Source organism: Variovorax sp. LjRoot290, assembly GCF_964253985.1.
In the GTDB taxonomy this organism is placed as follows: Bacteria; Pseudomonadota; Gammaproteobacteria; order Burkholderiales; family Burkholderiaceae_C; genus Variovorax.
Window position 1 is genome coordinate 5,035,980 of record NZ_CAXURW020000001.1, and the last position, 12,951, is coordinate 5,048,930.

General features: G+C 68.9%; 12 protein-coding genes. 3 read left to right on the plus strand and 9 right to left on the minus strand.

Annotation, left to right across the window (positions count from 1 at the left end; all coding sequences use genetic code 11):
- Positions 1 to 206 precede the first annotated feature (206 nt).
- Together ACSQ9A_RS24925 and ACSQ9A_RS24930 are read left to right on the plus strand one after the other, a co-directional pair.
- The gene (locus tag ACSQ9A_RS24925) at positions 207 to 1,415 is read left to right on the plus strand and encodes an aspartate transaminase (RefSeq protein WP_436305611.1); all 1,209 of its coding nucleotides are present in this window, start codon (positions 207 to 209) and stop codon (positions 1,413 to 1,415) included.
- 35 nt (positions 1,416 to 1,450) lie between these two features.
- A complete protein-coding gene (locus tag ACSQ9A_RS24930; RefSeq protein ID WP_093103747.1) occupies positions 1,451 to 2,122 on the plus strand; it encodes an RraA family protein in 672 nt (223 codons plus the stop codon).
- A 15-nt stretch (positions 2,123 to 2,137) separates the two neighbouring features.
- Here the strand turns inward: ACSQ9A_RS24930 and nac are convergent, their stop codons facing one another.
- The gene (nac, locus tag ACSQ9A_RS24935; protein WP_436295227.1) at positions 2,138 to 3,061 is read right to left on the minus strand and encodes a nitrogen assimilation transcriptional regulator NAC; all 924 of its coding nucleotides are present in this window, start codon (positions 3,059 to 3,061) and stop codon (positions 2,138 to 2,140) included.
- A gap of 88 nt (positions 3,062 to 3,149) precedes the next feature.
- On the opposite strand from nac, the gene ACSQ9A_RS24940 reads away from it, so the two are divergent.
- Complete coding sequence (locus tag ACSQ9A_RS24940) at positions 3,150 to 4,118, plus strand: LysR substrate-binding domain-containing protein (RefSeq protein ID WP_436305612.1); 969 nt, start codon at positions 3,150 to 3,152, stop codon at positions 4,116 to 4,118.
- 3 nt (positions 4,119 to 4,121) lie between these two features.
- Here ACSQ9A_RS24940 and ACSQ9A_RS24945 read toward each other — a convergent pair whose 3' ends face one another.
- From ACSQ9A_RS24945 to ACSQ9A_RS24980, 8 genes are read right to left on the minus strand one after another with little or no spacing between them, the layout of a single operon-like run.
- The gene (locus tag ACSQ9A_RS24945; protein WP_436305613.1) at positions 4,122 to 4,844 is read right to left on the minus strand and encodes an HpcH/HpaI aldolase family protein; all 723 of its coding nucleotides are present in this window, start codon (positions 4,842 to 4,844) and stop codon (positions 4,122 to 4,124) included.
- A 15-nt stretch (positions 4,845 to 4,859) separates the two neighbouring features.
- The gene (locus tag ACSQ9A_RS24950) at positions 4,860 to 5,663 is read right to left on the minus strand and encodes an SDR family oxidoreductase (protein ID WP_436305614.1); all 804 of its coding nucleotides are present in this window, start codon (positions 5,661 to 5,663) and stop codon (positions 4,860 to 4,862) included.
- The gene (locus tag ACSQ9A_RS24955; protein WP_436305615.1) at positions 5,663 to 7,351 is read right to left on the minus strand and encodes a hydantoinase B/oxoprolinase family protein; all 1,689 of its coding nucleotides are present in this window, start codon (positions 7,349 to 7,351) and stop codon (positions 5,663 to 5,665) included. The genes ACSQ9A_RS24950 and ACSQ9A_RS24955 overlap by 1 nt, the downstream gene beginning before the upstream one ends.
- Positions 7,352 to 7,363: 12 nt before the next feature.
- Positions 7,364 to 9,454, minus strand: a complete 2,091-nt coding sequence (locus tag ACSQ9A_RS24960) for a hydantoinase/oxoprolinase family protein (protein WP_436305616.1) — start codon at positions 9,452 to 9,454, stop codon at positions 7,364 to 7,366.
- 38 nt (positions 9,455 to 9,492) lie between these two features.
- Positions 9,493 to 10,236, minus strand: a complete 744-nt coding sequence (locus ACSQ9A_RS24965) for a branched-chain amino acid ABC transporter ATP-binding protein (RefSeq protein WP_436305617.1) — start codon at positions 10,234 to 10,236, stop codon at positions 9,493 to 9,495.
- A gap of 1 nt (position 10,237) precedes the next feature.
- Positions 10,238 to 11,011 carry an ABC transporter ATP-binding protein gene (locus tag ACSQ9A_RS24970; protein ID WP_093103735.1) on the minus strand — a complete coding sequence of 258 codons (774 nt, stop codon included), beginning with the start codon at positions 11,009 to 11,011 and terminating at the stop codon, positions 10,238 to 10,240.
- Positions 11,001 to 12,035 (minus strand): branched-chain amino acid ABC transporter permease, encoded by a 1,035-nt coding sequence (locus tag ACSQ9A_RS24975; protein ID WP_436305618.1) that lies wholly within the window; start codon positions 12,033 to 12,035, stop codon positions 11,001 to 11,003. Before ACSQ9A_RS24975 ends, ACSQ9A_RS24970 begins: the two co-directional genes overlap by 11 nt.
- A 39-nt stretch (positions 12,036 to 12,074) precedes the next feature.
- Entirely contained in the window at positions 12,075 to 12,947 is an 873-nt protein-coding gene (locus tag ACSQ9A_RS24980) for a branched-chain amino acid ABC transporter permease (RefSeq protein ID WP_436305619.1), read from the minus strand.
- Positions 12,948 to 12,951 lie beyond the last annotated feature (4 nt).

Sequence of the window (12,951 nt, forward strand, 5' to 3'; positions counted from 1 at the left end):
TAGATGCGATGTGTGTCCGGGGGGTCCGGGGGGTCCGGGGGCGCGGAGGCGCCCATGCCCTCACCCTAGCCCTCTCCCGGAGGGAGAGGGGACCAGACAGGAGTCACCATAAGCTCAGCCTATCGAACCAGAGCGATCTCATCTTGGCCGAGGTGGAGCGATGTGCGTACCGTTGGGTCCGTACATCCCGCACCCAAGGAAGATCCGTGACCACCTCCCGCATCGCCGCCCGCGTACGGCGCATCAAGCCTTCGCCCAGCACCTCCGCCGCGGACCGCGCCAACGAGCTGCGCCGCCAGGGCAAATCGATCGTCAACCTGGTGGTGGGTGAACCCGACTTCGACACCCCGCTGCATATCCGGCGCGCCGCCGCCGAAGCCATGGACAAGGGCGCCACGCGCTACACGCTGATGGCCGGCACGGTCGAGCTGCGCCAGGCCATCGTCGCCAAGCTGCAGCGCGAGAACGGCCTGACGTACGCGATGAACGAAATCATCGTCACCAGCGGCGCCAAGAGCGCGATCTACAACGCCTTCGCGATCACGCTGGAACCGGGCGACGAAGTGATCATCCCCGCGCCCTACTGGGTGTCCTACCCCGACATGGTGCTGGCCTGCGAAGGCAAGCCCGTCATCGTCGCCTGCCCGGAGGCCAGCGGCTTCAAGCTCACGCCGGCCCAGCTCGAGGCCGCCATCACGCCACGCACGCGCTGGCTCCTGATCAACTCGCCGAGCAATCCCACCGGCGCCAGCTACACGGCCGACGAATACCGCGCGCTGGCGGATGTCCTCATGCGCCATCCGCACGTGATGATGATGACCGACGACATCTACGAACACATCCGCTTCGACGGCCGCTCGACGCCGCACATCCTGGCGGTCGAGCCCGCCTTGCGCGAGCGCACGCTGGCCGTCAACGGCGTCTCCAAGACCTATGCGATGACCGGCTGGCGCATCGGCTGGGCCGCGGGCCCGGCCGATCTGATCACGGCGATGGACACCCTGCTCTCGCAGTCCGCCGGCAACTGCTGCTCGATCAGCCAGGCGGCCGCCGCGGCGGCGCTCAACGGCGACCAAAGCTTCGTGGCCGAGAGCGTGGCGGTCTACAAGGAGCGGCGCGACCGCACGCTCGCACTCGTCAATGCGATCCCCGGCCTGAGCTGCGCCACGCCGCCCGGCGCCTTCTACCTCTACATCGACTGCGCCGGACTGATCGGCAAGACCACGCCCGCAGGCAAGCAACTGAACGAAGACGGCGACGTCGTGATGTACCTGCTGGAAAGCGCGGGCGTGGCCACGGTCGCCGGCACCGCCTACGGGCTCTCGCCCTACTTCCGCCTGTCCATCGCCACCTCGATCGAAACACTGGAAGAAGGCTGCACGCGCATCGCCCGCGCGGTGGCCGAGCTGCGCTGAACGCACGAACCATCGCCGCCACCAAGGACACACCCATGCCATACAAAGCCATCCGCAAGAACCCCTCGGCCGCGCAGGTCGATCCGAAGATCCTGGCCGCACTGCGCGAGATGCCCGTTGCGGCGCTGAGCGACAACATGCATCGCAACATCGGTACCACGGGCCTGAACCCTTATCACCGCCCCGTCGCCCGGACCATGGCAGGCACGGCCGTCACGGCGCGCTCGCGTGGCGGCGACAACCTGACATATTTGCGCGCCCTCGAGTTCTGCCGTCCCGGCGACGTGCTGGTGATCGATGCCGGGGGCATCCTCAACAACGCGGTGGTCGGCGGCATCCTGTCCTTCTACGCCGCCCACATCGGCGTCGTGGGCGTGGTGGTCGACGGGGCGATCCGCGACGTGGCCGAAATCAGGGCGCGCGAGTTCCCGGTCTACGCACGCGGCGTCACCCATCGCGGCCCGTACAAGGACGGCCCGGGCGAGATCAACGTGCCGGTGTCCGTCGGCGGCATGGTGGTCAACCCCGGCGACATCGTGGTCGGCGACCAGGACGGCCTGATGGCCTTCGCGCCGGACGAGGCCGAACTGTTGATCGAGAAGGCACGCGCACACCTGGAGACCGAAGCCGAGACGATACGGGCCATGAAGGAGGGTCGATGGGACCGTTCCTTCATCGACGCGCTCGAGGCCCGCTGCCCCAACTGAAAACGAGCGGGGCCGTCAATGCAAGGTATGCAGGCCGACTTCGAGTTCGAGCTGGCCGACCAGTTCGAGCAGGATGGCCTTGACCACCTGCGCCGGCTCGGAAAGCGGCAGATGATCGGACGCACACAAGGCCAGCGGCACCTCGATCGGCGGTGAGACGATCCGGTGCAGGTGCACGTCGGCGGTCGCGGCGACCCCGCGCGCGGCCGACACCGGCAGGATCGTCGCGCCCACGCCGGAGGCGACCGCGGCCGCCAGCGTGTTCGAGGATTCCATCTCGGCCACGACGCGCGGCACCATCTGCGCCGCTGCGAAAGCCTGGTCCACGTACCTGCGCAGCTGGTTGTTCGCGCACGGCAGCAGCAGGTCGATGCCGTCCAGGTCGGCCAGCGCCACCTCGCCCTCCCTGCGCAGCAGTCCCTCGGGCGCCACGACGAACAGGTCCTCGGTCAGCAGCGGATCGAAGGAGAGGCCCTGCACGACGCGCCCGCCGCCGTACAGCACGGCCATGTCCATGCGGCCGCTGCGCACCACGTCGCACAGCGTGGTGCCGAAGTTCTCGTTGATGTGGAGCACGATCTGCGGATGGCGTCCCTGCACGGCCCGGAGCAGCGGCAAGGCCAGTGCGGAGGCCGCGGTGCCCGGGGCCATCCCGACCGACACCTGGCCCGACAGGCTCTGACCGGCGTTGAGCACGTCGGCCTGCGCCTGGTCGAACTGCCGCAGGATGATCTGCGCATGGCGGTACAGCGCCTTGCCGGCCTCGGTGGGCATGACGCCCTTCTGCGTGCGCAGCAGCAGCTGCTGCTTGAACTCGCCTTCCAGCGTCGCCAGCTGCTGGCTCAGCGCGGGTTGGGCGACGTGGAGCACCTCCGAGGCTTGCGTCAGGCTGCCGACGTCGACGATCTTCACGAAATACTTCAAACGCCTGAGATTCACGGGGGCCTCGTTGATGCTCTCGGGACGGAGCCAAGCAAGCATCGAGCCACCGATTGACCGCGTCAACCGGGGTTACGATCAGCCGGCAATGACGGTGAACTTCAAGACGCTCAGGAGCTTCGTGACGGCGGTGGATGCGAAGAGCCTGTCCGCCGCGGCGCACCAGCTGCGCGTCGCCCAGCCCGCGCTGAGCCAGCACATCGCCTCGCTCGAGGAGCATTTCAAGCACCGGCTGCTCAACCGCTCGAACGCCGGCGTCACGCCGACGCGCGCCGGCAGCGAGCTCTACCGGCATGCGCAGATCATCCTCAGCCATCTCGAGCAGGTGGAGCGCGAGCTCACGAGCCGCAGCGACGCCAGCTTCATCGCCGGCGCCGTGTCGGTGGGGCTGGCCACCTACAGCACGGCGTCGATTCTCTCGATGCCCCTGTTGCAGGCGGTGCGGCGCGAGTATCCCGATGTGAGTCTCTTCATCAACGACAACTTCGGCCTGGTGCTCAGCGAGATGGTGATGACCGGGCGCATGGACATGGCCGTCATCTATGCGGCCGGCCCGATCAAGGGCGTCACGCTGCAGCCCCTGTTCACGGAGGAGCTGTGCCTGATCGCGCCGCCGGATCTCCGGTTGCCGCCGGGCAGCGATGAGGCTGTCGCCCTGCGTTCACTGGCCGACATGGACCTGCTCTTGCCCAGCCGCACGCACTTCCTGCGCCGGCTGATCGACGAGGCTTTCGCCCGCATCGGCGTGGTGCCGCGCATCACGGCCGAGATCGAGTCGGCCGCGACCTTGCGCCAGGCGATCGAGGCCGGCGTCGGCGCCACGATCCTGCCGTCGGCCTCGGCGCATGCGACGAGCGTTGCGGCGCAGCTGGTCATTCGCCGGATCGTCGAGCCCGGCCTGCAGGCCACGGTGTCGCTGTGCGTGCCGGACCACCTGCCGATGTCGGACCAGGCGCAGGCGGTGCTCGGCATCCTCCGCAAGCAGATCGAGGACCTGTTCGCCGACGGCCGCCTGGTCGGCATTCGCGCGCCCGAGCCCGACGCGACGCCGCGCTGAGCCTCAGTGCGCTTCTGCAGCGAGCGGCGCGCTGAGCTGCCGCATCACGCCCACGCCTTCGGCGACGAAGGGATCGGCATGGTAGTAGAGCAATTGCGCGCCGACCGACACCAGATGCGCGACGTCGTGCCGCACGACCAGCGTGCCGGCCACCTTGCCGGCGGCGCGGATGCGCTGCAGCGTCTGGTCCACCAGGTCGAGCACCGGTTGCGCCCGGCGCTTTCCCGCCGCCACTGCAGGCGTATAGCCCATCGATTGCGACAAGTCGCCGGGGCCGACGAAGAACACGTCGATGCCTTCCACCGCGAGGATCTCGTCGAGATTGCGCACCGCTTCGACCGACTCGACCATGCCGATCAGCAGCCGGGTCTCATGGTCGTCCGGGCAGGCGTAGCGGAAGGTGTGCACCACCTGGCGCGCGATCTCGGCGGTGTGGATCAGCGGCACCATCACGCCGTCGGCGCCGGCGTTGAGGCAGCGCGTGATGGTCGAGCGCTCCTGGTTCTGCGGCCGCACGATGCCGAAGCCACCCGCGTAGCGCGCGGCCTTGGCCATGTGGTGGATGTCCTCGAAGCCGGCCAGGCCGTGCTCGCAGTCGATGAAGACCGAGTCGGCGCCCGAGCGCACCAGCTTCTCGCACAGCGTGGGCGAGATGTGGTTGGGATTGACCATCAGCACGGAATCGCCGCGTGCCAGGCGTTCCTTCAATGATGACGAAGTGCTCATCGTGTTGTCTCTCGTTCAGGGTTTGCCGGGGGTGCCATCGGGGGCGCCGAGCCAGCGGCTGATCTCGACGTCTGGCCCCTGGTCGCGCGCCAGCGTGGGGCTGATGACCAGCTGCTCGATGGTGGTGCCCTGCGGCAGCGTGCAAGCCAGCAGGATGGCGCGCGCCACGTCCTCGGGCGCGACCATCGCGGCGCGCTCGGCGGCGCTGGGCGGGCGCACGCGGGTGTCCATGATCGGCGTGTTCACCTCGCCGGGCAGGATGGTGGTCGAGCGGATGTTGTTGTTGCGGAAGGTGGCATGCATGAAGCCCATCAGGTTGCTCACCGCCGCCTTCGCCGCACCGTAGGGGGCGCCGCCCAGCAGGTTCGGCCGCACCGCCGCCAGCGAGGAGACGGTGACGATGGTGCCTGCGCCGGCGGCCAGCATGCCGGGCAGCACGGCCTGGATCAGCACGTAGACGGCGGTCAGGTTGACCGAGATGGCCGACTCCCAGTCGTCCGGCTCGATCCAGCGGATGTTGCGCACGCGGCTGGTGAGGCCGGCGTTGTTGACCAGGATGTCGACCGAGCCGACTTCGGCCTCGGTCCAGCGCACCAGCGCCTGCAGTTGCTCGCGTTCCTGCAGATCGGCCTGGCGCGCCCAGGCCTCGCCGCCGGCGGCGCGGATCTCGGCCACCACCGCGTCCAGCGGCTCCTTGCGGCGGCCCATCACCACCACGCGCGCGCCCTCGGCCGCGAGCATCAGGGCCGTGGAACGGCCGATGCCGGAGCCGCCGCCGGTGACCAGCGCGACCTTGCCGGAGAGTCCGGTGCCGGCCATCACGCCACCGCCTTGGCCGGCGTTGCCGGGGCCAGCGCTTCGTAGCCGTAGTCGGCGAGTGCGCCCGCGGCGCTGATCAGGCCCTGTCGCAGGTCGTCCTCCACCAGCTCGCGCGAACGCTGCTGGGCATCGCCCCAGCCGCCGCCGCCCGGCAGCTCGATCATCAGCCGCTCGCCCGGGCCGAGCACGAGCCGGCCCTTCGGAAACACGTGGCGCCCGTCGTGCATCACCGCTCCGTTGCGGCCGGCCTGGCCGCCCAGCACGCCCAGGCAGGGGTGTTTCACATGCTCGGTGCTGAGGTAGATGTTCATCTCGCGGTCCGACAGGTTGCGCATCACGCCGCGCTGACCGAGGCCGCCGCGGAACTTGCCGGGGCCGCCCGAATCCGGGATCAGCTCCTTGCGCTCGGTCAGGATCGGCACCGCCATCTCGTACATCTCGATCGGCGTGACACGGCAGTTCGACGGGAAGCTCAGCGTGTCGAGCCCGTCCATCGACGAACGCCCGCCCTGCCCGCCGTGGAAGTTCTGGGCGCTGCCGTAGGCGCTGCCGTCGGAGCGCTGGCCCTGGCAGTTGATGCCCCAGATCGGCGCGCCGCCGCTGTCGCCCATGGCGCCCTCGGGCACCACGTTCTGCAGCGCCTTGAAGATCAGGCTCGGGATCACGTGGCCCACCAGGTTGCGCGCCGCGCCGGCGGCATGCGGCCGCGGGTTGAGGATCGAGCCCGCGGGCGCCGAGTCGGTCAGCGGGATCATGCAGCCCTCGTTGTTGGGCGTGTCCGGGTCGAGCAGGCACTTGAGCGCGTAGACGCTGTGCGCGACGCGGTAGTGCGGCACCACGTTGATGCCGCGCGCCACTTCCGGCGAGGTGCCGGTGTAGTCGACGTGGATGGCATCGTCGCCCACCTCGACGCTGACGCACAGCGTCACGTCGCTCTCGAAGCCGTCGATGGTCATGTCGGCCTTGTAGCTGCCGTTGGGCCAGGCCGCGATGGCCTGGCGCATGAAGCGCTCGGAGCGGCTGAAGATCGCCTCGCCGAGTTCGTTGCAGTCGTCCAGGCCGTACTCGTCCATGAAGCGGCTGAGCTCGCGGCACATCACCTCGTTGGCCGCCACCATGCTCTGGATGTCGCCGCGCACCTCGTGCGGCAGGCGCACGCTGGCCTCGATCACCGCGAACACGTCGGTGTTCGGCTTGCCGGCCTTGAAGAGCTTGAGCATCGGGATGCGGATGCCCTCCTCGAACATGTCGGTGGAGTCGGGCGACTGCGGGCGGCCGCCGATGTCGGGCAGGTGGGCGATGCTGCCGGCATAGGCCACGATCTTGCCGTTGCGGAAGATCGGCGTGAGCATCACCATGTCCGGCAGGTGGCCGGTGCCGATCACCGGGTCGTTGGTGGCGATCACGTCGCCCGGCTCCAGCGATTCGGGCGGGAAGGCCGGCAGGAAATAGTTCTGCGCCGCCATCGGCAGCGTGGTGATGAACACCGGGATCGACCAGGTGCACTGGGCCAGCGCGCGGCCCTTGGCATCGAGCAGCACGGTGACGTAGTCGTGGTTCTCGCGCACGATCGGCGAGAAGGCGGTGCGGCCGAGCGCGATGTCGGCCTGGTCGGCGATGAAGACCAGGCGGTCCCACATCACCTGCAGCGTGATCGGGTCGTTGAAGTCGGGTTTCAGCATGGACATGGCGCAGGCCCTTCAGGACAAAAGCATGATCAGGTTGTGCTCGGCGTCGAGCGAGGCGGAGGCGTTCGGCCCCATCACCACGGTCGATTCGCGCTGCTCGATGATGGCCGGCCCAACGACCGGCACGCCGGGCAGCAGCGCGTACTGGTCGTAGACCGGGGTCAGGGCGTACTTGCCGAGTTCGGAGAAGAACACCGGCCGCGTGCCCTTGCGCGGATCGCGCACGGCGCCGGCTTCGCCGCGCAGCCCGGCGAGCGACACCTCGTGTTTCGGGCCGCTCGCGCGGATGCGCCAGGTGATGACCTCGGCATCGGTGCCGGCAACGGCGCGGCCGTACAGCGCGACGTAGTTGGCGTGGAAGCGCGCCAGCAGCTCCTTCAGGAAAGCCGGGTCGGCCGGGTCCAGCTCGGGCAGCGCCACCGAGATCTCGTAGCCCTGCCCCACGTGGCGCATGTCCACGGTGTAGGAGAAGCCGATGCGGTCGGCCGGCACCTGGCTGGCCAGCACCACCTCGCGGCCCTGCGCCTGGAGCGCGGCCTTGAGCGCGTCGACCGCCTTCGGGTCCCAGGCCGACAGCCGCATCGGCAGGCTGGTCGAGAGATCGGCAGCCACCGGCGCGCCGAGCAGGCCGATGGCCGAGGTGACGCCCGCGCCCAGCGGGCAGATCACCTTGCGGATGCCGAGCTTGCGCGCCACGCCGTAGGCATGCACCGGGCCGGCGCCACCGAAGGCGATCAGCGGCAGCGCGCGCGGGTCCACGCCGCTGTCGGTGGCCTGCATCGAGGCGGCCTCGGCCATGCTCTCGTTGACCATGTCGTGGATGCCCCAGGCGCAGCGCTCCGGGGTGATGTCGAGCTCCTTCGCGAGGCGCGCCATCGCGGCCTCTGCCGCCGCGCGGTCGAGCGCGAAGTCGCCGCCGAGGAAGGACTTCTCGTCGAGGTAACCCAGCAGCAGATCGGCATCGGTCACGGTCGGCTCGGTGCCGCCGCGGCCGTAGCAGGCCGGGCCGGGCGCGGCCGCGGCGCTGCGCGGGCCGACCCCCAGCAGGCCGAGCCGGTTGCGTGCCGCGATGCTGCCGCCGCCGGCGCCGATCTCGATCATGTGGATCGACTGGATCTTGAGCGGGAAGCCGCTGCCCTTGCGGAAGCGCGCGTGGCGCGCCACTTCGAGTTCGTTGGCCACCATCGGCTGGCCGTTCGGGATCAGGCACAGCTTGGCGGTGGTGCCGCCCATGTCGAAGGACAGCACGCTCGCCTCGCCGGCCCGGCGGGCATAGTCGGCGGCGGCGACCGCGCCGGCCGCCGGACCCGACTCGATCAGGCGCACCGGCGTGCGGGAGGCGGCCGAGCTCGGCACCACGCCGCCGCTCGAGGTCATCCACAAGAGCTGGCCGTCGATGCCGCGCTGCGAGAGCTCGCGTTCGAGGTGGCTCACGTGCCCGACCATCATCGGCCGGGTGTAGGCGTTGGCGACGGTGGTCGACGCGCGGTCGTACTCGCGCACCTCGGGGCAGACCGTCGACGACAGCGACACCGAGATCTTCGGTGCCACCTCGGCCAGCAGTTCGGCCACGCGCCGCTCGTGCTGCGCGTACTTGTAGGCGTGCAGCAGGCACACGGCCACCGAGTCGACCTTGCGCTCCACCAGCGTGCGGCCGATGGCGCGCACGCCCTCCTCGTCGAGCGCCGTGATCACAGTGCCGTCGGCGGCGATGCGCTCGACCACGCCGAAGCACAGCTCGCGCGACACCAGCGGCTCGGGGTACTGGATGCGCAGGTCGTACAGGTCGTAGCGGCCCTCCGTGCGGATGCGCAGCATGTCCTGGAAGCCGTCGGTGGTGATGAACGCGGTGTTCACGCCCCGGCGCTCGAGCACGGCGTTGGTGACGACCGTGGTCGCGCCGAGGATCTGCAGCGTGCCGCGCGTGTCCGCCCTGCCCGCGTGGTTCGCGCGCACCTTGGCCAGCAGCTCGTCTACGCCCTGCAGCACGGCGCGCGCGGGGGCGTCCGGCGTGCTCAGCACCTTGTGCAGCAGGATCGTGCCGTCGTCGTCCGTCATGGCGAAGTCGGTGAAGGTGCCGCCGGTGTCGAATGCCAGTTTCATGCTTTTCAGCTCCTTGAATGTTCGGTGGATGTCGGCGCTCAGGCCGGCGCCGCGTCCGAAGCGCGACGGCCCGTCATGAACAGTTCGCCGAGGTCGGCATTGCTCAGGTCGGCGACCGGGCTGTCCCAGATCACCTTGCCCAGGCGCAGCACCACGGCGCGCTCGGCCGCCTGCATCGCCTTGCGGGTGTTCTGCTCGACCAGCAAGATGGTTCGGCCGCCCTGATGCAGGCGCTTGAGCTCGTTGAATACCAGCGTGATCGCCTGCGGCGAGAGGCCCACCGAGGGTTCATCCACCAGCAGGATTTCGGGCCGGCGCAGCACCGCCATCGCCATCTCCAGCAGCTGCTGCTCGCCGCCGGACATGTTTCCGGCAAGCTCGTTGCGGCGCTTGCGCAGGATCGGGAACAGGTCGTAGACGTACTCGCGCTCGCCCTTCAGGTCGCCGTCCTTGAGGGTGTAGGCCGCCATCTCGAGGTTCTCGTCGATGGTCATCAGCTGGAAATTGCAGCGCCCCTGCGGCACGTAGGCAATGCCGTGCGCGAGCATCTGTTGCGGCCGCAGGCCGGCGATGTCCTTGCCCTTCCAGCGGATCGCGCCGCCCTTGTGCGTGGTCATGCCGAACAGCGACTTCAGCAGCGTCGATTTGCCGGCCCCATTGGGCCCGAGCAGCGCGACGAATTCGCCGTGGCGGATCTTGAGGTCCACCCCGTGCAGGATGTCCAGGTGGCCGTAGCCGGCATACAGCTTGTCGATCTCGAGTTCCATGATCGGGTCTCCCATGTCAGCCTCCGAGGTAGGCCTCGATGACTTCGGGGTTGCGCACGACGGCTTCGGGTGTGTCGTCGGCCAGCTTGGCGCCCTGGTGCAGCACCACCACGCGGTGGCTCAGGTTCATCAGCACGTCGGTGTTGTGCTCGATGACGACGAAGGTCACGCCCAGCGTCTGGTTCGCATGCTCGATGCACTGGATCACCTTCTCGATCAGCACCGGGTTGATGCCGGCCAGCGGCTCGTCGAGCAGGATCAGCTCGGGCTCGGGCATCAGCATCGAAGCGAACTGCAGCAGCTTCTGCTGGCCGCCGGACATGTGGCCGGCCGGCTGGTGCGCCACGCGCGACAGGCCAGAGACCTCGATCAGCTCCCGGGCGCGTTCGCGCAGCGCCTTCACGCGCCGCTGCGCGGCCGGCCCGATCCAGAAGGTCGACAGCACGCTGGGGAAGCGCGACATCTGCCCCGCGAGCACCAGGTTCTCTTCCGAATCCAGCGTCGGGAAGACCACCGTCTTCTGGAAGCTGCGCAGGAAGCGGCCTTCGCGCGCGATCCGGTTCATCGGCCAGCCGGTGATGTCCACGCCCTTCAGCAGCACCCGGCCGGCGTCGCTCTTCTGCAGGCCGGTGCAGCAGTCGAACAGAGTCGACTTGCCGGAGCCGTTGGGCCCGATCAGGCCCATCACCTCGCCGCGCCGGACCTCGATGTCCACGCCTTGCAGCGCAGCCACCGCGCCGTAGTTCTTGCGCAGCCCTTCGATGCGCAGCATGGCGTGCTCAGCGGACATCGCGCTGCTCCTTGCGGCCGCCCTGGCCGATGCGCGCGATGCGCTCGGCCGCGCCGTGGAAGAGCGGTGCCAGCCCCTGCGGGAACAGGAACACCAGGCCCAGCAGCACGAAGCCGTAGATCACCATGCGCAGCTCGGGCGTGATCCGCAACGCCTCCGAGACGGCCACGAAGACGAAGCTGCCGATGATCGCGCCCGGCACCTTCCCGACACCGCCGCCCAGCACGATGATGAGGATGGTGTTGGAGTAGTAGGCCTGGAACACCAGCGGGCTCACCACCGTCGAGAAGTGCGCGTAGAGGCTGCCGCCGAGGCCGGCGAACACGGCGCTCAGCATGAACACGATCAGCTTGTAGGTCCAGGTCGGCACGCCCAGCGATTCGGCCAGCGTCTCGTTGTCGCGGATCGCCACCATGCAGCGGCCGGCCGGCGAGCGGATCAGCGCGACGAAGGCAGCCACCGCCAGCGCGGCGAGCACCAGCACGAGATAGAAGTACTCGGGCGCCCTGACGATGGTGAGCGCCATGTCGCCGAAGCCCAGCGTCGGCCGCGGCACGCCCGACAGGCCCATGTCGCCGCGCGTGAGCTCGACCCAGTTCTTCGACACGACCTGCGCGATCACCACCATGCCGAGCGTGCACATCACGAAGGAGGTGTCGCGCAGCCGCAGCGCCGGGATGCCCAGCGGCAGCGCGACCAGCCCGGCGAGCAGGCCGGCGCACAGGAAGTTCACGAGGAAGGGCGTGCCGAAGTGGATCGACATCAGCGCCGATCCGTAGGCGCCGAGGCCGAAGAACACGCCCTGCGCCAGCGACAGCATGCCGGTGTAGCCGAGGATCAGGTTCAGGCCCAAGGCAGGCAAGAGGAAGATCATCGCGAGCACCATCGCGTGCAGGTAGTAGTCGCCCAGGAAGAGCGGCGCCGCCAGCAATGCCGCCATCGCCAGCGCGCAGGCGCTCCAGTTCACCGTGGCCAGCCGTGCGGCCGGCAGGCGGGGCGTATCCAGCGTGGTGATAGACATCATCGTCCGTTCCATTCGGTGAGATCTCAGAAGCTCATGGGCTCAGAAGCGGGCTCTGCTGCTGAACAGGCCGTGCGGCCGCAGCATGAGCATCAGGAGCAGCGCGACGAAGCCGACCGAGTCGCGGTACTGCAGGCCGATGAAGCCGGCCACCAGGCTCTCGACCACGCCGAGCAGGCAGCCGGCGATGAGGGTGCCGCGCACGTTGCCCATGCCGCCCATCACGATCACGGCAAAGGTCTTGAGCGTGATCGACTCGCCCATGCCGCCGTAGATGCTGACGTTGATCGGGCCGGTCAGGATGCCCGAGAGCGCGGCGATGGCGACGCCGATCAGGAAGGTGCGGCGCACCACCTGCTCGACGTCGATGCCGTTGACCTGGCAGCACTCGATGTTCTGCGACACCGCGCGGATCGAGCGGCCCAGGCGCGTGCTGCGCACCATCCACTCGAGCGCTGCGAACACGACGAGCGTGACCACCACCAGGATCACGCGCTGCTGCGACATGCCGAAGTCGCCGAGCTCGATCGGCTCGATCCAGCCGCCCGAGAACACCTTGTAGCCGCCGCCGAAGGCCAGGATGACGACGTTCTGCAGGATCAGTGACAGGCCCAGCGTGGCCAGCACGCCGGCCTGGAAAGGTTGGCCGATGAGCCGCTGCATCACGCTGCGGCCGATCAGCACCGCGATCAGCGACACGATGGCCACGCCGCCGACGATGGCCAGGCTGTAGTCGGCCATCAGCTTCGACATGACCCACCAGGCCGCGAAGGTGCCCAGCATGTAGTACTCGCCGTGGGCGAAATTGATGGCCCGCAGCACGCCGAAGATCATCGTCATGCCGGCGGCGACCAGCGCGTACACCGACCCGGTGATGATGCCGTTGACGATCTGTTCGAGGATGAAGGAACTCACGTGG